Source organism: Chengkuizengella sediminis (assembly GCF_010078385.1).
Lineage (GTDB): Bacteria > Bacillota > Bacilli > Paenibacillales > KCTC-33759 > Chengkuizengella > Chengkuizengella sediminis.
Map to the genome: position 1 here is coordinate 688,794 of NZ_SIJC01000001.1, position 24,977 is coordinate 713,770.

The 24,977-nt window shown below is 33.0% G+C and carries 25 protein-coding genes and 1 pseudogene; 4 read left to right on the forward strand and 22 right to left on the reverse strand.

From position 1 onward, the window contains the following. Nucleotides 1-386 precede the first annotated feature (386 nt). The 5 genes and pseudogenes from EPK97_RS03390 to EPK97_RS03405 all read right to left on the reverse strand — a co-directional run bounded on the left by EPK97_RS03390 (nt 387) and on the right by EPK97_RS03405 (nt 5,176). The gene (locus EPK97_RS03390) at nt 387-953 is read right to left on the reverse strand and encodes a DUF1102 domain-containing protein (RefSeq protein ID WP_162035174.1); all 567 of its coding nucleotides are present in this window, start codon (nt 951-953) and stop codon (nt 387-389) included. Nucleotides 954-1,125: 172 nt separating this feature from the next. Next, on the reverse strand, nt 1,126-1,668 hold the full coding sequence (locus EPK97_RS22510) for a lamin tail domain-containing protein (RefSeq protein ID WP_420826771.1): 543 nt from the start codon (nt 1,666-1,668) through the stop codon (nt 1,126-1,128). Next, nucleotides 1,654-3,237: pseudogene (locus EPK97_RS21640) on the reverse strand (lamin tail domain-containing protein); the annotation flags it as partial. The gene EPK97_RS22510 and the pseudogene EPK97_RS21640, both read right to left, overlap by 15 nt. A gap of 302 nt (nt 3,238-3,539) precedes the next feature. Beyond that, nucleotides 3,540-3,740, reverse strand: coding sequence for a cold-shock protein CspD (gene cspD, locus EPK97_RS03400; protein WP_160646336.1), 201 nt, complete (start codon nt 3,738-3,740; stop codon nt 3,540-3,542). Between the two features lie 203 nt (nt 3,741-3,943). Continuing rightward, entirely contained in the window at nt 3,944-5,176 is a 1,233-nt protein-coding gene (locus EPK97_RS03405; RefSeq protein ID WP_162035176.1) for an NADH:flavin oxidoreductase/NADH oxidase family protein, read from the reverse strand. 224 nt (nt 5,177-5,400) lie between these two features. On the opposite strand from EPK97_RS03405, the gene EPK97_RS03410 reads away from it, so the two are divergent. Then, a complete protein-coding gene (locus EPK97_RS03410) occupies nt 5,401-6,069 on the forward strand; it encodes an NAD(P)H-dependent oxidoreductase (protein ID WP_162035177.1) in 669 nt (222 codons plus the stop codon). A 157-nt stretch (nt 6,070-6,226) separates the two neighbouring features. Here EPK97_RS03410 and EPK97_RS03415 read toward each other — a convergent pair whose 3' ends face one another. The 3 genes from EPK97_RS03415 to EPK97_RS03425 all read right to left on the reverse strand — a co-directional run bounded on the left by EPK97_RS03415 (nt 6,227) and on the right by EPK97_RS03425 (nt 9,709). After that, nucleotides 6,227-7,531 (reverse strand): hemolysin family protein, encoded by a 1,305-nt coding sequence (locus tag EPK97_RS03415; protein WP_162035178.1) that lies wholly within the window; start codon nt 7,529-7,531, stop codon nt 6,227-6,229. A gap of 184 nt (nt 7,532-7,715) precedes the next feature. Beyond that, nucleotides 7,716-9,170, reverse strand: a complete 1,455-nt coding sequence (locus EPK97_RS03420) for a nicotinate phosphoribosyltransferase (RefSeq protein ID WP_338075640.1) — start codon at nt 9,168-9,170, stop codon at nt 7,716-7,718. After that, nucleotides 9,167-9,709: a cysteine hydrolase family protein gene (locus EPK97_RS03425; RefSeq protein WP_162035179.1), complete on the reverse strand. Its 543-nt coding sequence runs from the start codon at nt 9,707-9,709 to the stop codon at nt 9,167-9,169. The genes EPK97_RS03420 and EPK97_RS03425 overlap by 4 nt, the downstream gene beginning before the upstream one ends. Nucleotides 9,710-10,012: 303 nt before the next feature. Between EPK97_RS03425 and recQ the strand changes: the two genes are divergently transcribed. Next, nucleotides 10,013-11,800 carry a DNA helicase RecQ gene (gene recQ / locus EPK97_RS03430; RefSeq protein WP_162035180.1) on the forward strand — a complete coding sequence of 596 codons (1,788 nt, stop codon included), beginning with the start codon at nt 10,013-10,015 and terminating at the stop codon, nt 11,798-11,800. A gap of 81 nt (nt 11,801-11,881) precedes the next feature. Here the strand turns inward: recQ and EPK97_RS03435 are convergent, their stop codons facing one another. The 13 genes from EPK97_RS03435 to EPK97_RS03495 all read right to left on the reverse strand — a co-directional run bounded on the left by EPK97_RS03435 (nt 11,882) and on the right by EPK97_RS03495 (nt 21,482). Next, nucleotides 11,882-12,223 carry an ASCH domain-containing protein gene (locus tag EPK97_RS03435; protein WP_162035181.1) on the reverse strand — a complete coding sequence of 114 codons (342 nt, stop codon included), beginning with the start codon at nt 12,221-12,223 and terminating at the stop codon, nt 11,882-11,884. Nucleotides 12,224-12,241: 18 nt separating this feature from the next. Further along, complete coding sequence (locus EPK97_RS03440) at nt 12,242-12,757, reverse strand: TlpA family protein disulfide reductase (RefSeq protein ID WP_162035182.1); 516 nt, start codon at nt 12,755-12,757, stop codon at nt 12,242-12,244. Nucleotides 12,758-12,921: 164 nt separating this feature from the next. After that, entirely contained in the window at nt 12,922-13,053 is a 132-nt protein-coding gene (locus EPK97_RS03445) for a CcmD family protein (RefSeq protein ID WP_162035183.1), read from the reverse strand. Between the two features lie 29 nt (nt 13,054-13,082). Continuing rightward, the gene (locus EPK97_RS03450) at nt 13,083-13,817 is read right to left on the reverse strand and encodes a cytochrome c biogenesis protein (RefSeq protein ID WP_162035184.1); all 735 of its coding nucleotides are present in this window, start codon (nt 13,815-13,817) and stop codon (nt 13,083-13,085) included. Between the two features lie 3 nt (nt 13,818-13,820). Beyond that, on the reverse strand, nt 13,821-14,504 hold the full coding sequence (locus EPK97_RS03455; protein WP_162035185.1) for a heme exporter protein CcmB: 684 nt from the start codon (nt 14,502-14,504) through the stop codon (nt 13,821-13,823). Nucleotides 14,505-14,506: 2 nt separating this feature from the next. Continuing rightward, complete coding sequence (ccmA, locus tag EPK97_RS03460; RefSeq protein ID WP_162035186.1) at nt 14,507-15,202, reverse strand: heme ABC exporter ATP-binding protein CcmA; 696 nt, start codon at nt 15,200-15,202, stop codon at nt 14,507-14,509. Between the two features lie 18 nt (nt 15,203-15,220). Beyond that, a complete protein-coding gene (locus EPK97_RS03465; protein ID WP_162035187.1) occupies nt 15,221-15,625 on the reverse strand; it encodes a hypothetical protein in 405 nt (134 codons plus the stop codon). A 50-nt stretch (nt 15,626-15,675) separates the two neighbouring features. Further along, nucleotides 15,676-16,053 (reverse strand): hypothetical protein, encoded by a 378-nt coding sequence (locus EPK97_RS03470; RefSeq protein WP_162035188.1) that lies wholly within the window; start codon nt 16,051-16,053, stop codon nt 15,676-15,678. Between the two features lie 313 nt (nt 16,054-16,366). Next, a complete protein-coding gene (locus tag EPK97_RS03475) occupies nt 16,367-16,837 on the reverse strand; it encodes a cytochrome c-type biogenesis protein CcmH (RefSeq protein WP_162035189.1) in 471 nt (156 codons plus the stop codon). 11 nt (nt 16,838-16,848) lie between these two features. After that, nucleotides 16,849-18,831, reverse strand: a complete 1,983-nt coding sequence (locus tag EPK97_RS03480) for a heme lyase CcmF/NrfE family subunit (RefSeq protein ID WP_162035190.1) — start codon at nt 18,829-18,831, stop codon at nt 16,849-16,851. Between the two features lie 44 nt (nt 18,832-18,875). After that, nucleotides 18,876-19,301 (reverse strand): cytochrome c maturation protein CcmE, encoded by a 426-nt coding sequence (locus EPK97_RS03485; RefSeq protein ID WP_162035191.1) that lies wholly within the window; start codon nt 19,299-19,301, stop codon nt 18,876-18,878. A gap of 237 nt (nt 19,302-19,538) precedes the next feature. Next, complete coding sequence (locus EPK97_RS03490) at nt 19,539-20,957, reverse strand: ammonia-forming cytochrome c nitrite reductase subunit c552 (RefSeq protein WP_420826772.1); 1,419 nt, start codon at nt 20,955-20,957, stop codon at nt 19,539-19,541. A gap of 15 nt (nt 20,958-20,972) precedes the next feature. Continuing rightward, a complete protein-coding gene (locus EPK97_RS03495) occupies nt 20,973-21,482 on the reverse strand; it encodes a cytochrome c3 family protein (RefSeq protein WP_162035193.1) in 510 nt (169 codons plus the stop codon). A 318-nt stretch (nt 21,483-21,800) separates the two neighbouring features. Here EPK97_RS03495 and EPK97_RS03500 point away from each other — a divergent pair, with 318 nt between their 5' ends. Continuing rightward, a complete protein-coding gene (locus EPK97_RS03500; RefSeq protein WP_162035194.1) occupies nt 21,801-22,886 on the forward strand; it encodes an LCP family protein in 1,086 nt (361 codons plus the stop codon). Between the two features lie 126 nt (nt 22,887-23,012). Here the strand turns inward: EPK97_RS03500 and hmpA are convergent, their stop codons facing one another. After that, nucleotides 23,013-24,230, reverse strand: a complete 1,218-nt coding sequence (gene hmpA / locus EPK97_RS03505; RefSeq protein WP_162035195.1) for an NO-inducible flavohemoprotein — start codon at nt 24,228-24,230, stop codon at nt 23,013-23,015. 227 nt (nt 24,231-24,457) lie between these two features. Between hmpA and EPK97_RS03510 the strand changes: the two genes are divergently transcribed. Then, nucleotides 24,458-24,904, forward strand: a complete 447-nt coding sequence (locus EPK97_RS03510; protein WP_162035196.1) for an Rrf2 family transcriptional regulator — start codon at nt 24,458-24,460, stop codon at nt 24,902-24,904. Nucleotides 24,905-24,977: the final 73 nt, after the last annotated feature.

Here is a 24,977-nt window from a genome sequence, read left to right on the forward strand (position 1 = left end):
AACATATACTCATAAAAGCACAAAAAAACTGTGCTATTGGCACAGAGTTGTGTCGTACGTATATAAATAACGAACTATACCAATGTTCTTAACTGAAAGTACAGGATCAAATAAATACACTAAATAAACGTATCTTATCTAAGAAAATAAGAACAATTACTTATTATGATCCATTATTTACTTTGGTTAGTTAAGAACGACTCCACTCATAAAATATAGCTCCTTATTATTTATCTCTATCATTATACTTCTTTTGTTTCATTTTGTCACTAAATAGTTATTCATTTCTAAAAATGCTCATCATGCGTACTAAATTTGATTTTGGTATTATATAGGGCTGTCCAATATAGACTTTAGATAACCCTATTTCCATAATTTATTCTCAATTATTTTACAGTTGCATTAACTGTTAGTGTAGCTTCTCTTTCAACTAATTTCGCTCCACCTTCTGTTTCAATACTTAAGTAAATGTTTGCTTCCTCTCCAGGGGCCAATGTAACTTTCCCGTTTTTTGTATTACTTCTGTTATAAAACTCTTTTATTTCAGAATTACCAACATTAATATTTTGACCTCCAAGATAAATATTGGCTTTAGTGTCAAAACCCCAACCATCTTTAGTGATGTTAAATTCAATCGTTTCTTCAGAGTTATTTTTAACTTTAAATAAATGTTCCCATTCATATGTACTATTTGGCTGAACACCAAAACTTTCTCCCCCAAGACCTTTTGCGAGATCAATTTTTAATTTTCCACCATCAATATAAACAAAGCTGTCCTTCACACCTGCAACATCATCTTCTTCAGAATAAGGAATAAGTGCTATTAAGGATTCATCAGAACTTGTTACTGATAAACTTGCGCTGTTAGATACAGTAGCTCCAGTGAATGCAAAGGCTGCCATAACAGATGATACAGTAAGTAGTGAAAGTAATAATAATATGGGTTTTTTCATGTTTATCAACTCCTACAATTTAATTTACTATACACTTTATATTTTAGGAATTATTCATGTTTACCACATCACTCTCAAGGGGGAGGACCATGGTATACTTTTGTAGAATAAACAAGAAAAAGACCTTAGCAATTCGCTAAGATCTTCCAAAATTATAAATGAATTACTTATTTTAATGAAATCCGATATAATCAAACGTATTAATGGGATGTGATGTCCATTCACTGTTATTATAACTTGCTGTCCCTGAAATAATGTCCTCATTTCGTACCAATGTGATATCTTTTGCAAATTGTGTGCCCGTAATTCCAATTATATCTACGATATCATTGTTTTGATTTAATGTAATGGAATCATCTCCATTAAAGGCAAGATTCGACGTCGTCATATCTGATTCATTTAATAACGTTTGATCTGCGCTTGAATGAGATATTATAAAAACATCTCCGTTTTGTAATATCCCACTTAAATTTATAGAAGCTGAAGTATTTGACAATTCAATAGAATATCCAGATAAATTAATATCCTGCCCTGTTCCATTATAAATTTCAAGAGATTTATTGAAACTACTACCTTCTATGTATTCTGAAAAGAATAAGCTTTCAGTAGTATTGGAACCTCCTCCTATTGAAGTATGTGTTCCGATATAATCAAACGTATTATTAGGATGTGATGCCCATTCATTACTATTATAGCTTGTAGTTCCTGAAGTTATGTCTTCATTTCTCACTAACGTGGTATCCTTTGCAAATTGTGTGCCTGTCACTCCTATTACATCAACTATTTCATCATTTTGTTTTAATGTAATAGAATCGTCTCCATTAAAAGAAAGGTTGGATGTTGTCAGATCTGCTACGTTCAAAAGTGTTTGGTCTGCGCTTGAATGAGATATGACAAATACATCTCCGTTTTGCAATGTTCCAGTTAATGAGATGGGTGTTGATACATTAGAAAGCTCAATCTTAAAACTGGAAAGATTGATATCCTCACCTGATCCATTATAAATTTCCAATGCTTTATTATAACTACTCCCTTCAATATATTCGGAGAAATAGATTCCTTCTATTGAAGGATCAGTTGGATTTGAAGCATTACTGTAACCATATGACCCCTGTGCGAAACTTGAAGCATCCCACCAATTGTATCCAGCATCTGGCTGTGACCAAGGCTCAGATTCAGGTTCAGTCGAATTTTGAGGTATTTCCATATTTAACAAAGCAGTTGGTTGATCTAACTCCAAACCTGCAACTGTATCTAAACTAGAATAATTTTCTTGTACTGATAACCAATTAATGATGTTCATAAGGAGTGTAGCATCATCTTGTTCTAAAAAACCATTGTAAGTTGTTTTTGGTTGACCATTTTCTTCTCTAACATATTTAGGAGTAATATCCTCAACTGGTGAGGAATCCCCAATAAATGCTGCTTTTCCTAAACCTAATTTTGAAATCGCTGCGTATGGACCTTCCTCGATACCACCATTATTATAAACACCTTGATCTACTGCATAGTTCCATGCAGCATTGGTTTGTGGAAGGTAAACTATACCTTTAGCTTTTGTTGGATCTAAAATAGCTAATGTTGATCCTGCATGCATCGCTACATTCTGAACACCTTCTGTAATTCCAAAAGATTGTTCAGGACTAACGATATGATTTGCAGTTACATCACCAATAGCATTGTAACGAAAGCGAACGCCAAATTGTTCAGCAAGCCAGTCAGAGCTTACCACATTTTCCATTGCAATCGAGTTAGTTTCCTGAGCGTTCATCCCTTTCGTTGGATCCTCCCATGCACCACGACGATAACCATTAAAAATTTCCGAAGCATCCCATCTATTTTTATTTCGATCTGCGTTGTAATGATCAGATATAAAGAAGATACTTCCTCCATTTTGAACATATTGGATCATTGCATTTTGTTCAGCATCTTTGTAAGGTATATTTGCCTCAGGGATGACAAATACATCATAAGCACTTAAATCAGCATATGTAATAGGTGATGATGTTCTAAGTTCCTTAACATAATAACCTTGATCAGCAATTGCGTTAGCAAAATCAGAAAATGCACCATCAATTACCCAATCTGCTGCACCAGCCGTTTGACCATGGGTATTATCAAATAAAACAGACTTACCATTTACTTGTCCTCTTGCTTGAATTTCTGGGGCTGGATCATCAGGTCCTTCTGCAAAACTTTGTACGTTTGCAAATAATAGAGAAAACAATAAAATATAAATGATGATTACTGAGTACCACTTTTTTTCTTTTGTTTGAAAAAACATAGAACACTCTCCCATATATTATATTTTGATCAGAACATAAATAATCTCTGACCTTCTATATTGAATGTATCAAAAATCATTTAGAAATGCTTATATAATTTTTCCAATTTCAAAAAAACTTTTTAAGATAAACAACTGCTTATGTTGAAATTCAGATGATAAAACAAAACTCACCGATGGCGAACCCCCTTTAAGCACAAAAAAATCCCTGCTAGTTAAAACTAGCAGGGACTTTCATTTAATTGTTGTAAACGTTAGATTTGAAATAAATATGCTTAAAAGCGATCATTCGCTTTATATCTTTATTTTTTTACTACGTTAACAGCTTGTGGTCCACGGTTACCTTCTTCTACGTCGAAAGAAACTGCTTGACCTTCTTCTAAAGTTTTGAAACCTTCACCAGTGATTGCTGAGAAATGTACGAATACATCATCTCCACCTTCAACTTCGATAAAACCGAAACCTTTGTCAGCATTAAACCATTTTACAGTACCGTTTTGCATTAAAAAATCCTCCTAAATATACCTTAAGTACATATTCATAATTAATCATCTCACCTATATAAAACATTTAAAAAGCTGCAACTTTTAAGAAGATTCAACTCTGCTATCTCCTTAAAAGTTACAGCTAAATTAAATCTGTATTATATTCGTAAATGATTTAAACTAACTATACCACTTAATGAATTTAAAAGCAAACTTCTTTTTTATGAATTTGAGCGTTGTTTTTGTAATATCTCCTTTCCATTTTTCGCTAGTGATTGTAAAAATGACAATATCACTGGGTAATTAGGCTTTGTAATTTTCCCTTTTGCTAACCTTCTTAATTGCTGTCCGTACCAGGTAATTTCAAGCATGCCAAGATCATCTATTTTTTTAATGCCTGTTTTTCTTTGATCTAATTTTATCTCATTCATTACTTGCTTTTCAATAAGGATGGGTAAATCAGGATATATCGCTAATGGTCTTGCAAGTCCTACAAAGTCCATTGCATTTGAATCCAATGCATTTTCCATACCATTCCTAGATCTAAATCCCCCTGTAACACATACAGGAACATGCACAGCTTTACTCAGTTTTTCTGCATAATCCATAAAATAGGCTTCCCTAATTCTGGTACTGTTTTTCTGTTGAGCTTTTGACATCGGTGAACTTTCATATGTTCCACCAGATATCTCCAACAAATCAATACCTTCTTCTTCTAATTCCTTTGACACATAAATGGACTCCTCTTCAGTAAACCCTGCTTTCATAAAATCTGCAGAATTTAATTTTACGCTAATCAAAAAATCTTCACTTGTCTGAATTCTGATTTCTCTATAAATTTCTACAAGAAATTTCATTCTACCCTTTACGTCTCCACCCCATTCATCCTTTCTTTGATTATGCCTTGGAGATAAAAATTGACTAATTAAATATCCATGAGCCCCATGAATTTGAACTCCTGTGAATCCAGCTTTTTTTGCTAGTGAGGCACTATATCCAAATCGCTTGATTACCTCAACAATTTCTTCTTTCTCTATTTCTCTAGGATGATGAAAAAAGCGTCCAATTTTCCCTTCAAAAGGTATTGCTGATGGTGCCACTGCTTCTTTAACAGCACTTTTAAAAGCTTGTTTCCCAGGATGATTTAATTGCATCCAAAGCTGCGTATTATTTTTCGATCCATGTTCAGCCCATTTTTCAAGAAATGGTAAAATTGAATCATGATCAGCAACAACATTCCTTGGTTCACCTAATGCCTTACGATCAATCATTACATTTCCAGTAATCAAAGTCCCAGTCCCACCATCGGCCCATTTTTCATATAACCGGAATAACCCTTCTGTTGGTTCATAATGAAGATTTCCCAGCGCTTCGCTCATAGCACTTTTTATGATTCTATTTTTTACAGTAACCCCATTTTTAAAAGTGAAATTGTCAAATAGTTTAGATTTCATATACTACTCCCCATCCTTAAACCCATGTTTATACTTACCAAAATCTTAGATTTTCTTCCATTTTAAACGTTTCTTGTCCCTTTAACAATGGATTATAAATCATAAATATCCCATAAGAAATTTAACGATCAAATGTCATTTAATTACTTGACAAAACTAAATTAATATTTTAAAATTACTTACATAAAGTAATCAATAACATGAAAATGAGAGGGAGATTATCAGTGGGAAAATTATTATATATTACTGCACATCCATTATCTGAAGAGAGTTCAGTGAGTCAGCAAATAGGTAAAGAGTTTTTAGCAACATACGAAAAGAAAAATCCAGATGTAGAAATCGTTAAACTAGACCTTTATAATGAAAACATTCCTTTACTTGATGCTGATGTTCTTAGTGCTTGGGGTAAGTTAGGTGCAGGAGAGAGTTTTGAATCATTAACAAAAGAACAACAAGCTAAATTAGGCCGCATCAACGAGTTAACAGATCAATTTGTTGAAGCAGATCGTTATGTATTTGTAACACCATTGTGGAATTTTAGTTATCCTCCAACATTAAAGGCATATATTGATACATTTGCAATCGCAGGAAAAACATTTAAATATACTGAAACTGGACCTGTTGGTTTATTAGAAGGGAAAAAGGCTGTTCATATTCAAGCTACAGGAGGTATATACTCTGAAGGACCTGCTGTAGGAATGAACTTTGCCGATAGTCACTTAAAAGCCGTTTTAGGTTTTGTTGGGGTTACAGATGTCACAAGCATCTTTGCTGAAGGAGTTGCAATGGGACCCGAGAAAGCTGAAGAAAGCAAACAAACTGCAATTAAAGAAGCACAGCAATTAGCAATTAGCTTAGACAAAAAAGGATTATTAAAACGTATTTTTTCATAATAAAAAACCAAACAACCTTATTTAGTATAGATTTAAGGACTCGGTTAATCATCCTAGATTCTTTAAAACTTAGAATTTGAAATTAATAAATTCTTCAGAAGAAAAGTCAGCTTCCACATAACTCGAAGCTGACTTTTTTTGGATTTCAAATAAATAGTTATTTCTCTTCTTTGCCTGAAGAACTTTTGCTTATTTCAACTTTCTTCACTTGATGCCCATCATGTTCGATGATTTTAAAATCATAGTTGCCTTTTTTTATAACAATTCCATCTTCAATTTCATCAGCTTCAGATAAAACCCAACCACCAATGGTATCTAAATCTGTATTTCTTATATTTAAATTATATAATTCATTTACATCTTCTATTAAAACTTTCCCATCTAATATTGCACTTGTTTCATTAATTTTATTAATATTTGGTTGTTCATTTTCATCAAACTCGTCACGAATTTCCCCTACAATCTCCTCTAATATATCTTCAACAGTGACCAGGCCAGCTGTACCGCCGTATTCATCTACAAGGATTGCCATATGCATTCGTTCTTTTTGTAATTTTGCTAATAAATCCTTTATCGGGATCGTCTCAATAACTTGGATAATTGGACGGATATAATGCCCAAGTGGCTCTTGTTTACCATTTATATAATCTCCAAAGATCTCTTTCACATTTACCATACCGACGATTTGATCTTTATCCTTTATGGCAACAGGATATCTTGTATATTTTTCTCTATTTATAATCTCTAAGTTTTCTTTTACATCATTATTTTTAAAAATAACGCTAATTTCAGTTCTTGGGATCATAATTTCTTTTGCAAGTCGATCATCAAATTCAAAAATATTGTTCACATATTGCAGCTCAGATTGATTAATTTCACCACTTTTGTAACTTTCAGATAAAATAAGACGCAGTTCCTCTTCAGTGTGAGCTAGTTCATGCTCAGATGCTGGTTTAATACCAAATAATCTTATCAATACTCTAGCTGAGCCATTTAAAACCCAAATAAAGGGATACATCACAGCATTAAATAATATCAAAGGTCTTGCTAACATCAAGCTAACTCTTTCTGCTTTTTGAATAGCAACGGTCTTTGGTGCAAGCTCACCAAGTACGACATGTAAAAAAGTAATGATACTAAAAGCAATAATGAAGGATAAGGTTGTAGTGACTGTCTCTGATAGAGCAAAATACTCAAACACAGGGAGTAACAAATGTTCTACTGTAGGTTCACCAATCCAACCTAAACCTAGAGAAGTAATTGTAATCCCAAGCTGCGCCCCAGACAAATAACCATCAAGGTTGTCGATTACCTTTCTTACTGCTTTCGCATTTTTATTCCCTTCTCTTACTAAAGCATCAATTCTTGTACTTCTTACTTTGACTATTGCAAATTCTACTGCAACAAAAAAAGCTGTAAAAAATATAAGTAGTGCTACGATCAATAAATTAAAATAATCCAAAAAAGTACCTTACACCTAATCGGGTAAGGCTTCACCTCCTGATATAGTTGTGTTTATGACCATTTGAATGGTTAAACTTGTACTTGTAGCTTCTTCATTTTAACAAAAAAATCATTTACATGCACATTCTCATTCTCATCAAAATTAAAATTCTCTTTCCTATAAGAAAGAGATTCATTAAAGGTTAATCTAATTCATCCAGCAATTTCATTTTCATGTCCCAAAGATTTTGAGATAAATCAACATGATAAACATGGGGTTTTGAAAATCGTTTATGCTCCTTTGAAAAACAATTTAAGTTCCTTTTAACACTGTCAACGATTTCTTTGATGCTAGGGGATTCATATACCAATTCACCTTTCTTAAAAATAGGATGCAGCAATTCAATCGAAATGCAATGCTGAACCTTCTTTCTTTTCCAAGTATGAATAGGATCAAACACTTCAAATGGCTGATCAGGAACCTTTTCATTTTCTAACATAATTAAATCAACTAAAGCTTCACCATTTTTTTCATCGATAAATCGTACTACTTTTTTCAAACCAGGATTCGTAATTTTCTCCGGATTTTCAGATCGTTTAATTTTTGGAATCCACTCATCGTTTATTTTTTCAGCTGCTAATTTATAAACACAACCAAGTGCAGGTTGATCAAAAGCAGTAATCAATTTAGTGCCAACACCGTATGCATCAATTTTTGCTTCTTGTGATTCCAGCTCTCGAATCGTATATTCATCTAAATCATTCGAAGCAACAATCATTGCATCCTGAAAACCTGCTTCATCCAACATCTCTCTTGCCTTTTTACTTAAGTAAGCTAAATCGCCACTATCTAAACGAATCCCATACTTTCTCAATTCACCATATTTTTTTCTTGTCTCTCTAAACACTTTTATCGCATTGGGTAATCCTGATTTTAACGTATCGTATGTATCTACAAGCAATATGAGTTGATCAGGGAATGCCTCTGCATAACTTTGAAAAGCTTCAAGTTCACTTTCAAAACTCATGATCCAGCTATGAGCGTGGGTACCAGATATCATTAAATCATAATCTTTCCCGGCCTTCACATTAGAAGTCGAACTGCATCCCCCTATAATCGCAGCTCTAGATCCTAATACTGCACTTTCCACCCCTTGAGCTCTCCGGGCACCAAACTCTAATATTGGCTTCCCCTTGGCAACACGAACCATTCGATTGGCTTTTGTAGTGATTAAGCTTTGATGTCCGATCTGTGTAAGTAATGCTGTTTCAATAAATTGGGCTTCAAATAATCTAGTTTTCACTTTTATGATTGGCTCATTCGGAAATACGATTGTACCTTCTGGAACTGCATAAAAGTCACCCGTAAATTTTAAATTTTTTAAGTAATCAAAAAAACATTCATCATGGAATAATTCAGTTGATTTTAAATACTCAATATCTGACTCGGTAAAGCTCAAATTTTGAATGTACTGTATCACTGTCTCTAAACCAGCAGCAATGGTATATCCATTATGAAATGGATTTTTTCTAAAAAACAAATCAAAAGCGACCTCATCATCCATTTTTCCTGTTTTGTAATATCCGTACATCATCGTAAATTGATATAAATCAGCAAACGTACTCAAATTAGTATTCATGCCATCACCTTTTTTCACTTGATAATCTCCGTATGGAAGCATAACTTCGCATGTTCTAAAAACAATTCATGATGTTTTGTAAACGTTGCTGTTCCTCTGTTATGAATGGCAGTTTTAAATCCATTTGCATCCGCCCCTGCTATCGTTAAGAAATCACAAATATCAGTACATACACCTACAATATGAACCTTTTCCACATTCCAACCATTTAATATCACCTTTAAATCTGTGCCATGGAATGCATTGTAATTTTCCTTTGGTACGTAAAACATTCTTTTGTTATTTTTGTTATGTTCGTACCAATTTTCTAAGTCTCCATAAAGCTTCTGTCCCCAACTGCCTACAACGTTATGAGCTGGCCATAATTTAAAGTGTTCATCATTCTCTTGATGGGCATCCATGGTGACAACAACTAAACCTTCTTGATCTAAAAAAGTTTGGGCTGTTTCCATAATATAAGCAACAATTTTTTGCGCAGATTCACCCGCCGTTAATGTTCCATTCTCATGCACAAAATCATTACTCATGTCCACTATTAGTAATGCTTCATTTTTCATCATAAACCCTCCTTTTCTCATTTTTAAATAAAAATAGAAAAATATCATAATTAATCATTTTATAGAGCTCAAACAATAAACCAACAGATTATGAAGAAATTATATAAGAAAAAATCACTTATTGGAGACTTTTAGAGGATGTGGTGGAGCCAAGTAAGTGATAAAATTGCTATATTAAGTGTAATAATTTAATTATTCCATATTTTAGCATGATTAAAAAGGTTAAACTTTATGAAATTATGAAAAAATTTTGTTAATTGATAATTATGAATGATTTACAGGTTCAATGAAAGGAAGTTTATTATGGAACGTTTGATTTACGAAAAACTAAAAGATGTATATGGATATACTTCATTTAAACAAGGGCAGCAAGAAGTGGTGGAAAGTATTTTACAAAAAACTGACTCTGTAGCTATTATGCCAACAGGAGGTGGTAAATCATTATGTTATCAGCTGCCAGCTTTAATTTTTGAGGGAACAACCTTTGTCATCTCTCCCTTAATCTCATTAATGAAGGATCAAGTAGATACTCTAAACAATATGGGAGTCTCTAGTACATATATTAATAGCTCTGTTTCAGGGAAAGAAATGAACAAGCGACTGATGAATATTTCACAAAAAAAATATAAACTCGTATATATTGCACCTGAGAGGTTAGATTCAGAAGCATTTGTAGAGCGACTTCAAAACATACAAATTCCTTTGATTGCTATTGATGAGGCGCATTGTATTTCACAGTGGGGGCATGATTTTAGACCAAGTTATATGAACATTTATCAAATGATTCTCAAATTACCCCAGAAACCAGTACTCGCAGCATTTACGGCTACAGCTACAAGCAAAGTTGAGACAGATATCATACGTAACTTAAAACTACAGAAACCGCACATTACAAAAACAGGTTATGCAAGAAATAATCTTTCTTTTTCCGTTCTAAAAGGGGTTCATAAGCAAGACTTTTTACAAACTTATTTGAGGGATCGAACAGAGGAATCCGGGGTGATTTACGCTTCTACTCGTAAAGAAGTAGACCAATGTTATGAAAATCTAAAGAAAATGGGTTTTAGTGTAGAAAAATATCACGCTGGTTTAACCGAAAAAGAGCGAAAAACAAACCAAGATCGTTTTTTGTTTGATGACATTAAAATCATAGTAGCTACAAACGCCTTTGGTATGGGAATTGACAAATCAAATGTTCGTTTTGTCATTCATTTAAATTTACCAAAAAATATTGAGTCTTATTATCAAGAAGCTGGACGAGCAGGTAGAGATGGGGAACCTGGGGAATGTATTTTATTATTTTCACCTCAAGATATCATTACACAAAAATATTTGATCGAACAATCTGAAAAGGATGACAACTATAAAGCAAAGGAGTATAGTCAGCTACAGCAAATGATCGATTATTGCCATACAAGTAGCTGTTTACAACAATATATCGTTCGTTATTTTGGAGATCAGTCCTATGATATCTGTCATAAATGCAGCAACTGTAAAGATGATCGAGAGGTAACGGACATCACAAACGAAGCTTTAAAGGTGATTTCTTGTGTTAAAAGAATGAGGGAAAGATTTGGAGTCACTTTGACAGCTAAAGTATTAAAAGGTTCAGCTGACAGTAAAGTAAAGCAATTTAAGTTTGATCAATTATCCACATACGGTTTAATGAAAGAAAAAAAGGAAAAAGAAATCATCCAACTCATCCAATTGCTCCTCGCAGACGGGTTTTTAGAACTGACAGAAAGTAAATTTCCAATTGTCAGGTTAAACAATAAATCCATCCAGGTGCTGAAAGGTGAAGAAAAAGTATTTCAAAAAGTGCAGATCATTACAAAAAAAGAAAAGTCCTTCAATTACGACAAAGAATTATTCGAAGTACTGCGAAATTTAAGAAAACAAATTGCGGATGAGGAAAATCTTCCACCATTCACAATTTTCCATGATGCATCATTAGTAGAAATGTGTGAGGTACGCCCTAATAATGAAGTTGCATTTTTAGCAATAAAAGGTGTAGGACAAGCAAAGTTTCAAAAATATGGGGAGAGGTTTATTAAGTGTTTAACTGAATTTCAAAATTCAATAACTGGGTAAAAAATAACCCGCAAAAGTAAATTAAAAATGAAATCCATCCATAAAATTTCTTCAAAGGCTTTTGCGGGACACTATGATTTATTAAACTTTAACTTTTTCTAACACATGAACCCAAAAATACTTTTCAGGGTTGAATTTTAAAGTAGTGATATTATGGTGTTTTTGTATACTTATACGATACTCCTCTAGATTCTGATAACCTTCTTTTATCGCATCTTCATCTACCATATCTTTATTAGCTTGCTGAAATACATCTTTTATTCGATAATTTTGACCTTCTAATGTTAATATCTCTCCAACTTCAGCATATTTACCATGCCTTCGAACTGTCGTTTTTTTACCTGTCACTATTTTATCAATCTCTTCTTGTACTGTGACCAAATGATCAATTGTAAGCTGCATTTCCGATTTATGTCCTTTCAACTCTATCACCTCATATTATTATTTGTTATTTAACATAGCTAAATAAATTTTGTTAGTTAAATCCTCAGACGTTGTAGGTCCAATTATTTTTTCTAGTAAGATCCCTTCTGGACTAATAATAAATGTTTCTGGTTGTCCCCTAACACCATAATATTGCGAAACCTTATCATCTTTATCCATTAAGTAGGTTGTTGTAGAATCATACTCCTCTTTAAATTCTAAAATTCTACTCTTCGGCTCACTTCGATCAATTATAAGGAGAGGATATTCCTCCCCATATTTTTGATGGAATTTTTCTAATTCTGGTTCCTCTTCTTGGCAGGGGTAACACCATGTTGCAAAAAAGTTTAAAACAACGTACTGACCTTTAAAATCAGATAACCTATATATTTCGTCATCTATAGAGCTCAACTCAAAATCATAAGCAGCTTCACCTATATCTGGCACCTCAACACCTCTAAGCCCATTTGCTAGGATAAACAATACACCAACAACAAAAATGATAATGACCCACCATATTCCATTTTTATTCAAGTAAACCCCTTCCTTCAGTAAAACATTAAATCCATTTGCCTAAAATCATTATCGTAAAATGATTAAAGGGTTTAAGCCCCCCACCTCTATAGGTGGTGTCTTCTAATCAGGTGGAGTAGAGTCTCCATCTGATTTCCCGATGTTTAAGAATTGCTTAAACGAGTTCACTGAGTATTTTCAAGCTCTCGAATAAATTCAATTTCTTTATTTATCTTTTGCTGACGTTTACCTAAAATCATCAAATAACCTGCTAATAAAATCCAGATCACCATATAAGCAGCAAATAAATAGCTCATTTTTAACCCTCCCAGCATAAAATCATTTATTATTTCATTAACTTTTCTTGTATATGTTTTTTATAATTTTCAACTGCTAGTTTTGTTTTTTCGATGTAAATTCCTTTTTGTAAAAGTACGATATAAAGCAATGTGATCACACCAAGACAAAACAGTAAAGTAACTAACATTTCTCCTTCAATCCCACCTCCAGATTGGTTTGGAGAGTCACCAAATACAATTGGATGAAGTTTAGAATTCCACCACCTAATCGCCATAAAGACAATAGGTACATCAATAAAACTAATAATTCCAAAAACAGCAGCCAATCTTGCCTTTTTCTCCCATGCTCCATCCATACGTCGAATAAAAATATACGCTAAATAAAGGAAAAACAAAATTAATGTGGTTGTTAAACGTGGTTCCCATGTCCACCATGTATTCCAAGCACTTCTCCCCCAGATAGGACCCGTAGTTAACACAATCGCCGTAAACAAAACGCCTATTTCTGCAGAGGTACCAGCGATCATATCATAAGACCGTTTTCTCTTCATTAAAAACAGAATACTGTATACAAATACAACTCCAAATGCAAGAAATGCAACCCAAGCTGATCCAACATGAAAATAAAAGATTTTTTGTACATTCCCCATTACTTTTTCTATTGGTGACCAGATAAACACTAAATAAAGTGCAACACTCATTAAAATAATAAGAATCCAAACCAAGAATCGATGCATTGTTGATTGTTTAGGTAATAAAAGTCCAATTTCCTTTTCCTTCATTTATTACACCTCCAAAATAAATTCAAATAAAAAGAAACAAAACACAAAAAATAATAAATCGTATCCTGCCATTAAACTAATCCAAGAGAACAAACTTTCAATTTCTTCGACTTGTATTAATATGATTCGAGTAGATTGGACAGCTGCAATCACAATTGGACTAATCACAGGAAACAAAATGATCGGCAGCAACATTTCACTGCTTCGTGAGTTTGCAGAAAGTGCTGCTAAAAAAGTACCAACACAAATGAAACCAACACTACCTAAAAATAAAACAATTAGAAATAATAATAAATTTCCATTCATTTTATAATCAAACAAAATAAATAAAAGTGGAATCGTAATCATTTGCACAAACAAAACAATAATAAAATTTGAGAGAAATTTCCCTAAATATATACTAGATGGATCTATTGGGGAAACAATTAATCCGTGTAAACTATCATTATATTGCTCTGATATAAATGACCGGTTCAAACCTAAAATTCCAGCAAATATTGTAATTACCCATATCATACCTGGAATAACTGCTCTTACAGTGTTATTCGTAGGATCAAAAGCAAAACTGAAAGTAACAATTACAAGTCCTGAAAAGATTAACATTGTACTGAAAACTTGTTTAGTTTTCCACTCCGCATATAAATCCTTCCAGGTGATAGCCAAAGCTGCTTTTATTAAAGCTCTCATATTTAGCCCACCTGTCGTAAATAGATTTCTTTTAATTGATGTACATTTTTGTCCTTTAATACAAAATCATCGATGATTACACCTTTTTTCATTAAAAGAAATCGGTCACATGTTTCAATCGCTTGAGCTAAATCATGTGTAACCATTAAAATAGTTGTTCTCTGTTCTTTCTTTTTTAAAATGACTTCATTTAAAATACCAATGGCTTGTTGGTCAAGTCCCGTATGTGGTTCATCTAAAATTAATATCGATGGATCATGAACAATCGCCCTAACAATGGCCAAACGTTGAATCATTCCTCTAGAAAAAGAACGAACTGGCTCATCCATAAAAAACTGTAATCCTACTTCGCGAATCAATTCTTTCACTTTATTTTCAAGCTGGTTAACTTGATATAATTTACCGAAAAAAGTCAAGTTTTCTACAGGAGAAAGATGTTCATATAAATAGCTGTTATGTGCTAAAAAACCAATCTTATTTTTAATTTCTAAATTATTTTCTTTTATTGAGACATTGTCGATCATTACATGACCAAAAGATGGTTTCATTAATCCCCCGATAATTTTAAGAATAGTGCTTTTCCCCGCACCATTAGGACCTAATATCCCAATCGTTTCGCCTTGATTTACAGTGATATTAATATCCTTTAAAATTGTTTTTTCTCCAATTGTTTTGTTTAGAGCTACCGTCTTAATCACTGTAAAAACCCCCTTTACTTATTCAGTAAACTTTTTTAATTTCATTTTCACTTGAATTAATTGCTGTTTATAACTCTCATATTTTTTTGTGAATTCATATTGATTCATTTCTCTCAATTGATGTAACTGCTCTAAATCAACCATTTTATCTAGTATGATAGAACGTTTTTCTAGTAAGTCCTGTAACTGTTTTTCATTTCGCGTGACCACTGTCCCATGATCTAGCACTTCTATTTTTTTCACTTTAAAAAAGATATAATAAGCTACAAAGGCAAAAAGAATAGCTGCGAAAACAATCAATACAATGTGTGGATTAAACTCTCTTAATGGTGAATCGTACCACATTCGAATATGACCTTCATTGTGAAAATTCGGGGAGCTTCTAGTCACATTTGATTCTGTTAAAATATAGAAATTCTGCATGTTTTCCCACTGAAGTAAATCAAAGTGGTTTTCACCTTCCTTTCATATATTTATCCCTTTAATCCTCTTTCTTTTCTTAATAACTCTAGTTCAATCTCAATTTCTGATTGGATCTCTTCTAAGATTTGTTTATTTTCTTTTTCCTTGGGTAGCTCTGATAATTGATCTTCATCTCTTAATAGTTCTATAAAAAATAATTCAACCTCTTTCTTCAATTGTTTGTAATCATATTCTGACAATTTATTCATTTTATAATCCATCTCAATCTCATTTAAAGTTGCATAAAATTCCTTTTTTATCACTTCGTTATCGGAAGATTTTTTTAAATCTACATTTGTTAATATCTTTTGATGAAAAAAAGGAGATAAAACCATATATAAACATCCAATGATCATGAGAGCACTTGTTAGCATTACTATAAACTCCATCCTTCTCACATCCTAATAGAGGTTGTTCAAAAAGTCCCCTTTTGCCAGCACAGGACGTGCTGGTACTACATTAGTCACATGGAAGTGGCTGATTTTCAGTAGTGATCACGAAGTATCACCAGGAGGTCTGCTCGACTTCGAATCTGACTTTCAACTTTGAAGTCCGGTGCTCATGTAACCAATCACTACACTTGCTTTACCCCAAAAAGTGAAGAAATGCTTTGGAGTATAGTCCTAATACTTTTCGGGGACCCCGAAAACATTGGCTTAAGCCACCTTCTCGGTGCTAAAAACTGAACTTTTTGAACATGCATTAAAAATACTTTTTCCGTTCTTTCTCAATAACAGATAATAAGATTTCATTTTCTGTTTCATCTATAAATTCTCGATTTAAGTCACTAGTTTGATTTGGCCTTACCCATTTTTTAATTAAGAAATAAACTAGAAATGTTGCTACAAACAATAAAAAAAATGGGGTGATCCATGCGGTGAGACTAAAACCCGTTTTAATTGGGGCTGCTAAAGCTTCTTCCCCTAACTGATCAACGTAATCATTTAAAATTTCATCTTTGGTTTTCCCCTGTGCCATTAATTCTGCAACTTCATTGTAATAAGTTTGTTTGACAGGACAAGTTGCTAAATCATCACCGCTATGACCTTCCATAGACAACATACTCACAATGGATTGAAATTCTTTAGAACTATAATCAAAATCTTCTTCTGCAAAAATCACGTTAACTGATAATAGTAATAAGAAAATGAGCAAAAAAACGAATTTTTTCATCATCTTCCTCCTCAAGTAACTTTTCTTTGAGTTCCACGATATCTTGGAATGACTTGATTTTGTCTGCCCCCCCAAATAGCAAATAATGTACCAATGACTACTACAACTCCACCAGTCCAAATCCATTTTACTAACGGATTAACACGAACCACAAAAGTTGCACGTAAGTCTCTTTCCCATGCACTTATCACAATATATAGATCTTCTTGCCAACTGCTTATCATCCCAACTTCAGTTGAAGGTTGTTGCCAATTACCATAAAAGATTTTTTCTGGTTGAATATAACCCAACTGTTTTCCATTCTTTTGAACTTTTAAGTCAGCAAATATGATATCGTTGAGGCCTTCACTTTTTTGAGCTAAATTTTCATATGTAATCTCAAAGTCTGCTATGTTTATCTTTTCACCGATAGCAACAGTTTTCATAGACTCCACACTAAAATTCTGTGAACCTATAATACCTATGGCAATCAATGCAATTCCAAAATGTACGGTATAACCTCCGTAACGCCGACGATTTTTTGAGATTAAGCGAATGAGTGCTATTGGATAACTTTCTAGAGTAACAGAACGTCTTGCTTTAACCCCACGGTATATTTCAGAAATATGTGTGAACAACATAAATGCAACAATAGTAAATCCGATGATAGGATATGTAGTTCTTATCCCCAAAGTAAATAAAAGGACCGCAACAATGAAAGTTAACAATGCTGGAATTAAAAAATTCTTCTGTAAGTTTTTTATTGTTGATTTTTGCCAAGCAATTAGTGGACAAATGGCCATGATAAACAACAATGCCAACAATATCGGAGACATTACAGTGTTAAAAAACGGTACGCCAACTGTTACTTTAGTACCTCTTACTGCCTCAGAAATTAGTGGGAATATCGTGCCCCAAAATACGGCAAATGCTGCACCTACTAAAATTAAATTGTTAATTAAAAAGCTGCTTTCTTTTGAAAGAAAAGATTCAAAATAATCGCTATCTTTTTTTAGTAAATGATACCTACTCATCATGACATACATTGCAAAAATAACAGCTATGCCCATAAAAATTAGAAAGTAAGTTCCTAAATTTGTATCTCCAAAAGCATGTACAGAAGTTAAGACACCACTTCGTACTAAAAATGTACCGAACAACGTTAGGGCATAAGACAATATAATTAAAGACAAATTCCAAACCTTTAACATTCCTTTTCGCTCTTGTATCATGACGGAATGTAGAAATGCTGTCACCGTTAACCAGGGCATAAATGATGCGTTCTCTACTGGATCCCATGCCCAATATCCACCCCAGCCTAACTCCAAATAAGCCCAATATCCTCCCAATAAATTCCCAAGAGTTAAAAACAACCATGCTAATAAAGTCCACCGTCTTGTCATACGTATCCAAAAGGAATCTACGTTTTTTAAAATCAACGCAGCTATCGCAAAAGCAAATGGAACAGCTAAACCTACATAACCTAAATAGAGAGTAATGGGGTGAATAATCATACCTGGATCCTGTAGCATTGGATTTAATCCGTTACCTTCAGAAGGAATCAAGTCGTTAAGTTCAAATGGTTTTGTAGTCGTTGCTAAAATAAAATAAAAAAAGATTGCATTCCCTAACATAATTGTAGAAACATAAGGAACCATCGGATTTCCTTTCATTTTATTAGAAAATGCAACCATTGCAGTGTACATCGTTAATAAAAATGTCCACAGTAATAGTGATCCCGCATTACCTGCCCATAAAGCTGAAAGTTTATATACGATTGGTAAATCACTACTTGTATACATGGATACATATTTAAATTGAAATTGACTGGTTGCTAGGGCATATAATAGAAGAATTACTGTTATACTTGTAAGAAGAAATAATGTCAAGACTCCATTTTTGCCACTATTCACCCATTTTTGATCTTGTTTTATCACTCCAACAATGAATGCAATGAATGAATAAATAGAAATAGCTAAACCCAAATAGATTGTCAGATCTCCGATATTATGCATAATATACCCTCATTTCATGAACACTACTGTTTGTGAATCACTGTCTATTCCATCTCTTTTTCATGTAACTCAGGATCGTATTCTTCTCCTTCATATTTTGAAGGACATTTCGTCTGAACCTTCTCTGCATTGAAGGTACCATCATCATGAACAAAACCTTCAACAATCACAATCACATCTTCACTGAAATTATCTGGTTTAACACCCTGATGGACAACGGATAACACATTCCCGAATTCATCTTCTATTTGGAAACTCAGTTCAATTAGGTCAGCATTCCATTGAATAGACTTTTCTATTAAGTCACCCTGTGTCATAATAAAACGTTCTTGAAATTTATGAGGCTCTTGTATAATCTCCTGTAAAGTAAGCTCAGACCCACTAGTTTTTGTTGTAGCTCCAATTAATAAAATAAGAATTGCAACAAAAACTGTACTAAAACCTATGAGCATCTTTTTATTCTTTTTCATAAACTTCACCTCTTTGATAACTTTTCAATTCTCCTTATATAAATTGTATTCGATAAAAATTAGTATGGATATACAATTGGAGTCATTGTAAAAAAACATACATATTTTACTAAATCAGTTGAAATAGATGTGATAAATTTCACAGACATATTCGTTATACATTGATCTACAATTAGTGTGGAAAAAGCATTCTACTATGAAATAAAAGTAAAATGCTTTTTTAATCTGTGTCCTTCTCTATTTTTTTTGAGGAGGGAAATAATCGTTGGTTGCATGTTCATTTTTCTTGAAATTATCAGGTTCGTCATAAACAGCTTTTTTAACTTTTTCGATTTCTTTTTTTAATTCATTTATGTTTACGTCCAATTTCACAAGCTCCTCAGTTGCTAAAATAATCGCTTCACTCGAAGCTTCTACGGATGTTTTTAATGCATCCATTGAACCTTGAGGATTGTGGAAACCAGTTGAGTTTTCAGCAGAAACTATATCCCAGAACCATTGTCCCTTTCTTACTAAATCCTGCGCTTGTTTGATTTTATCTTCTGATACACCTGATGTAATCATTTTGTTCACATAATAATGTGAGGTTATCGAAATATCTCCTGCTTTATCCAATGCATCTTTACTCATTTCCTGAATCGATTCAACTTTGCCCTTTAACTCCTCTTCTGTTTGATCAGAATGACAAGTACGACAAGATTGTTCAACTGTTTTTAGAGGTGAGGTCCAGAAATGACTCGTAATTTTTTTTCTATCATCTTCACGAGTATATGGCATATGACAGTCAGAACAGGTCACTTCTGCTTTTCCGTGTGTACCTTCAGCCCAGGTCTCATACTCAGGATGTTGTGATTTTAACATTGGTGCACCTGAGACATTGTGTATCCAATCTTGGGAGAACCCAGATTCCATTGCAATGGTTTCATAGTATTCAAACATTTCCTCAGGTTGATAACCTTCTGACCAAGGGAACGTAACAGCTTTATTTTCCGGTTCAAAATAATATTCTACATGACATTGCGCACAAACATAAGTACGCATTTCATTTAATGTTGGATTAGATATATCCTCGCCCTTTTCTAACATTGCTGTAGCAAACATAGGGCGAGTCACTTGAAGTTCCATCGTTTCAGGATCATGACAATCTGAACATCCTATCGGTGAATGTCCCATTTCTTCTGCTAATGGGATAATTTCATTTCGGAAATTTTTAGTCCAATACTCATCACCAAATTGATCTATCATACTTGGAACGGCAGTACTTTTACAAGTAAAACAAGAACCTATTGATTTATCATTAATTCTTGCAATTGAAATGTTATCTTCTACTGCATAAATGTGACCACGGTCTTCATTATATTCCTTAGCAAATCCGTAACCATTAAATAATATAGGGGCATATGGCTCTTTATTATGATCAAACTTAGATGCAAGAACGGAACCTCCAAACCTTGTATCTTCCATCTCTAAGTTTCTTTGATAACTAGCATAATGAAGAGGAAAAAGATTCTCAAAAGCTTCATTACTAATTTCATCAGGAGAAAGACCTGTTAGAGCTACTTCAGATGTTCCTTCTGTATTTAATTGACAAGCCGACACTAAAACTGTCAAAATCAAAATAGTACAAAAAAGAAACAAACGTTTCAAATTAACCATCATTTTCATTCCCTCCTAGTCCTTTAAACCTTTAATGTTATACGTTCCTGGTTCATATAATTGCTCAGATTTATTTTTATCTTTTTTTCCATGAGGCACTTGACGATGACAATCAACACATGTACCTTTGACATCATGACTTACATTATTGATAGAATTTTCGTGACATGATACACAGTTTTCTTGAACGACTTCAACAGTTGCAGCTTTTGCATGAATGACATCTGGAATTTCATCAACATTTAGCGTATTCATATAAATATCATGTAATCCTGCCTTTGATTTAAACAATATCTTCTCTCCAAAGTTATCAGTTGGTGCATGACATGTATTACAATCTAAATTCGCATGTGTTGAATCTGAAAAACTGCTATAAGCTGTATCCATAGGGTGACATGTTGAACAAAACTCGGCAGAATCAGTATAATGCAATGTTTCTGCACTTGCTATCGTAAATATAAGACCCAACATGATACCTATAAATAAAATTAATCTTTTATCAAGCGCCTTCATTTTTTTTAACATCCCCTCACCCCTCTTGTAAGAAATATTTCCTTAGCTTCAATGTAACATTTGGAAATAAAGAATAATGTACCAATCGAATGAACAAAATATGGAATTTATTTGTCTGCTTTATTTGAATCCTTTTATATTTGTGAAATAATTCACATAAATTTCAAAATTGGCCAATTCGACAAAAATGGCATATCTTCTACTTAAATTTTTTTTTGAATAGCACAAGCTTTGACAAACTTCTGAAAACAATTCGTGTAAACTTACTTTATATTTTTCTGATAAACGGAAAACATAAAGAATACGAAATCGATTTTTAGGAGTTTTTCCATGAAAAAGAAGTACATTTATATAGTAGTTGCTGTGTTGTTAATTATCACCTCCAGTTTTTTTCTAAAAAACACAATTAAACTAATGGCATTTAATTGGTTTTTTGCACAGCATCTTGAGGACATATTAGAACAATCATATGAACCTTTGACAGAAAAAGAAAATATTTTAGAGTTAGATGAAAATGTTCAAACGAATCAAATAAATAATCCCGGATTTATTAGCTTTCAGCTGTTTCCAAGACAAGTACAATTAAAGGAGAAAAATGAAGGAGAAAATGAGGTGACAATTGGAAACACTAAACCTTTTGCGATACTACTTTTAGGAGAAGATGCAAGGGGAGAAGAGCAAGGTCGATCAGATAGTATGATTCTATCCATCGTAAGACCATCTGACCTTAAAGTGTTACTACTATCTATACCTAGAGATACTTACGTGGAGATACCAGGTCGAAGAGGAAAAGATAAAATTAATCATGCATTCGCTTTTGGAGGAGTGAAACTTGCAAAAGATACAGTTGAACATTACTTTGATATCTCCATTCAAAATTACGCAAAAATAAATTTTTATGGCTTTACTCAGCTTGTAGATGCATTAGGTGGTATAAGCCTGAAAGTAGAAAAAGATTTAATAAAATATACAGATTCAGGAGCTGAAATTATCGTTGTTGGAGGTAAAGAAAGTTACACTGGAGAAGAAGCATTAAAATATGCAAGATTTCGTTCAGATTCACAAGGTGATTTTGGAAGAACGGAACGCCATCAAGAAGTTATTATCGCTATATTAGATGAAGCAAAAAAACTAACAAATATAACGAAAGTATTTGATGTCATCGGAATTGTAGGTGAAAACTTAAAAACAGATATGAAACCTAACATGATAAAAGAATTAACTAACCTATATTTAAAATCTGAAAATCCGCAAATTCACACATACTCGTTGAAAGGTATTGCTTCTAATGATAACCCTCAAAAAATTTGGTACGACCATGTTAGTGAAACAGAATATACCAAAGTAAAAACAATGATTGACGTTTGGCTAAATTTAGATACCTCAGAAGATGAATTAATTGAATACTTTAAATAACATTTTCCTTCTTTTTTCTAAAGAACTTTTTTCAAAATATTTTTAAATTCTTAAAGTGTTAAAAGCCTTAGGTTTGTAATATATACTTAACCCAAGGCTTTTATATGAAATTCTTTTTAAAATTAATTATTTCTCAATTTCTGCTTTTGGTCCAAAGAATTCATAATGTATATGTTGTAAATCTACTCCCCACTTATTTAATCCTTCATATATGACCTTCATAAAGGGTACTGGACCACAGAAATAATAATCAGCTTGATGTGAAGGCAGGATGCTCTTCAACCATGCCATTTCAATAAAACCTTCTTTTTCAAAACCATTTGCTTGTTTATCTTGTTCAGTAGGAGCTTGATAACAAACTAATGATTTTAACTGATTATGTTTTGCTGCAAGCTGCTGAACATGATCTCTAAAAGCATGAAACTCACTATTAATTGCTGCATGAATAAAATAAACTGGGCGTTCTGGCTCTTTTTCAATTAACGTATTTAACATACTAATCATAGGAGTAAGACCAACTCCACCACTAATGAGAACAATTGGAAAATCATGTTCTGAATTTAATACAAAATCTCCTGCTGGTGCACTTATTTGCACAATATCTCCTTCATTCACATGATCATGCAAATAATTTGACACTAAACCATCAGGTTTATTTTCAACCCCTAATTCTCTTTTCACACTGATTCTGTAATAATTTTTATCTGAGGAATCAGATAAACTGTATTGTCTGATATGCGTATTTTTCTTCCCTTCTATATTCATTTTTACACTAATATATTGACCAGGTTGAAAGCTTGAAATGGATTTACCATCCTCTGATCGTAAATAAAAAGAAGTGATCACCTTACTCTCTTCAACTTTTTTGTAAACCACAAACTTTCTAAAATCTTTCCAACCTCCATTAAGTTGATTTGCATCCTCGTACATTTGATGTTCAATTGAAATAAAGACATCAGCTATGACCCCATAAGCCTCTTCCCATGCACTCATAATTTCATCAGTAGCAGCATCTCCTAATACTTCTTTTATAGCTAATAACAAGTGTTTACCAACAATCGGATATTGCTCGGGTTTAATTCCTAAACTTCGATGTTTATGTCCTATTGTTTTCACGATAGGGAGAATAGCCTCTAAATTATCTATATTGGCAGCTGCGGCTAATACGGACCCAGCCAAGGCTTTTTGTTGTCTTCCTTGTTTTTGATTGGCATGATTGAAAATGTTTAATAACTCAGGATGATTACTAAACATAATCTTATAGAAATGACTTGTAATTTCCTCTCCATGTTCCTGCAATACTGGCACTGTTGATTTAATAATATTTATTGTGTCTTGATTCATAACGGTTCCCCCTGTTAAAAGATGTATTTTTTTACTCCTTTAAGCATAATCTAAAACATGTATATAGAATACATCTTTAAGTTACAATTTTTTGAACACTTTCATATTATTTTTTACTAAAGCAAAGAAGTTGAGCATTTATCAGTTGCTCAACTTCTTTGCCCCTAGAACTCTAATGACAATTAAAGGTATAATAGAATAACAAAGTTCATTGGAGTGATGGAAAGATGCGATTAACAAACTATACAGATTATACCCTAAGGGTTCTCCTCTACTTAGCGACTCAACCTGAAGACAAAATAAGTAATATAAAGGAGATCTCAGAAACTTACGGAATCTCTAATAATCATTTAATGAAAGTAGTATATGAATTAGGATTGTTAAAATTGATCCATACCATTAGAGGAAGAGGTGGTGGGATTAAACTTGCTTCTGCTCCAAAAGATATCAATATTGGTTGGGTCGTTAGACAAACTGAGAATAGAGTTAACATAGTAGAATGTTTTGATAAGGAAAATAACTCTTGTATAATAAGTCCAGTCTGTAAACTAAAGAATGTATTAAACGAGGCACTTGATGCATTTCTGGAAATATTAGATCACTATACACTAAATGATCTATTAAGTAATGAACCTGAATTAAAAAAAATATTAATAAATCACTCACATAAGTAAATTGAGTGTCAACTAAGGAATTGCACGTGATATTCTTAAAGTAAAACAAAAAACCGCCAGAGGCGGTATTGTT

Bases quoted from the DNA above. Each gene is read 5' to 3' on its own strand.
- EPK97_RS03390 (WP_162035174.1), bottom strand. From the start codon at position 953: ATGAAAAAACCCATATTATTATTACTTTCACTACTTACTGTATCATCT.
- cspD (WP_160646336.1), bottom strand. From the start codon at position 3,740: ATGCAAAACGGTACTGTAAAATGGTTTAATGCTGACAAAGGTTTCGGT.
- EPK97_RS03405 (WP_162035176.1), bottom strand. From the start codon at position 5,176: ATGAAATCTAAACTATTTGACAATTTCACTTTTAAAAATGGGGTTACT.
- EPK97_RS03425 (WP_162035179.1), bottom strand. From the start codon at position 9,709: ATGAAAAATGAAGCATTACTAATAGTGGACATGAGTAATGATTTTGTG.
- recQ (WP_162035180.1), top strand. From the start codon at position 10,013: ATGGAACGTTTGATTTACGAAAAACTAAAAGATGTATATGGATATACT.
- EPK97_RS03445 (WP_162035183.1), bottom strand. From the start codon at position 13,053: ATGAGCTATTTATTTGCTGCTTATATGGTGATCTGGATTTTATTAGCA.
- EPK97_RS03450 (WP_162035184.1), bottom strand. From the start codon at position 13,817: ATGAAGGAAAAGGAAATTGGACTTTTATTACCTAAACAATCAACAATG.
- EPK97_RS03455 (WP_162035185.1), bottom strand. From the start codon at position 14,504: ATGAGAGCTTTAATAAAAGCAGCTTTGGCTATCACCTGGAAGGATTTA.
- EPK97_RS03465 (WP_162035187.1), bottom strand. From the start codon at position 15,625: ATGCAGAATTTCTATATTTTAACAGAATCAAATGTGACTAGAAGCTCC.
- EPK97_RS03470 (WP_162035188.1), bottom strand. From the start codon at position 16,053: ATGGAGTTTATAGTAATGCTAACAAGTGCTCTCATGATCATTGGATGT.
- EPK97_RS03475 (WP_162035189.1), bottom strand. From the start codon at position 16,837: ATGAAAAAATTCGTTTTTTTGCTCATTTTCTTATTACTATTATCAGTT.
- EPK97_RS03480 (WP_162035190.1), bottom strand. From the start codon at position 18,831: ATGCATAATATCGGAGATCTGACAATCTATTTGGGTTTAGCTATTTCT.
- EPK97_RS03485 (WP_162035191.1), bottom strand. From the start codon at position 19,301: ATGAAAAAGAATAAAAAGATGCTCATAGGTTTTAGTACAGTTTTTGTT.
- EPK97_RS03490 (WP_420826772.1), bottom strand. From the start codon at position 20,957: ATGGTTAATTTGAAACGTTTGTTTCTTTTTTGTACTATTTTGATTTTG.
- EPK97_RS03495 (WP_162035193.1), bottom strand. From the start codon at position 21,482: ATGTTAAAAAAAATGAAGGCGCTTGATAAAAGATTAATTTTATTTATA.
- EPK97_RS03500 (WP_162035194.1), top strand. From the start codon at position 21,801: ATGAAAAAGAAGTACATTTATATAGTAGTTGCTGTGTTGTTAATTATC.
- hmpA (WP_162035195.1), bottom strand. From the start codon at position 24,230: ATGAATCAAGACACAATAAATATTATTAAATCAACAGTGCCAGTATTG.
- EPK97_RS03510 (WP_162035196.1), top strand. From the start codon at position 24,458: ATGCGATTAACAAACTATACAGATTATACCCTAAGGGTTCTCCTCTAC.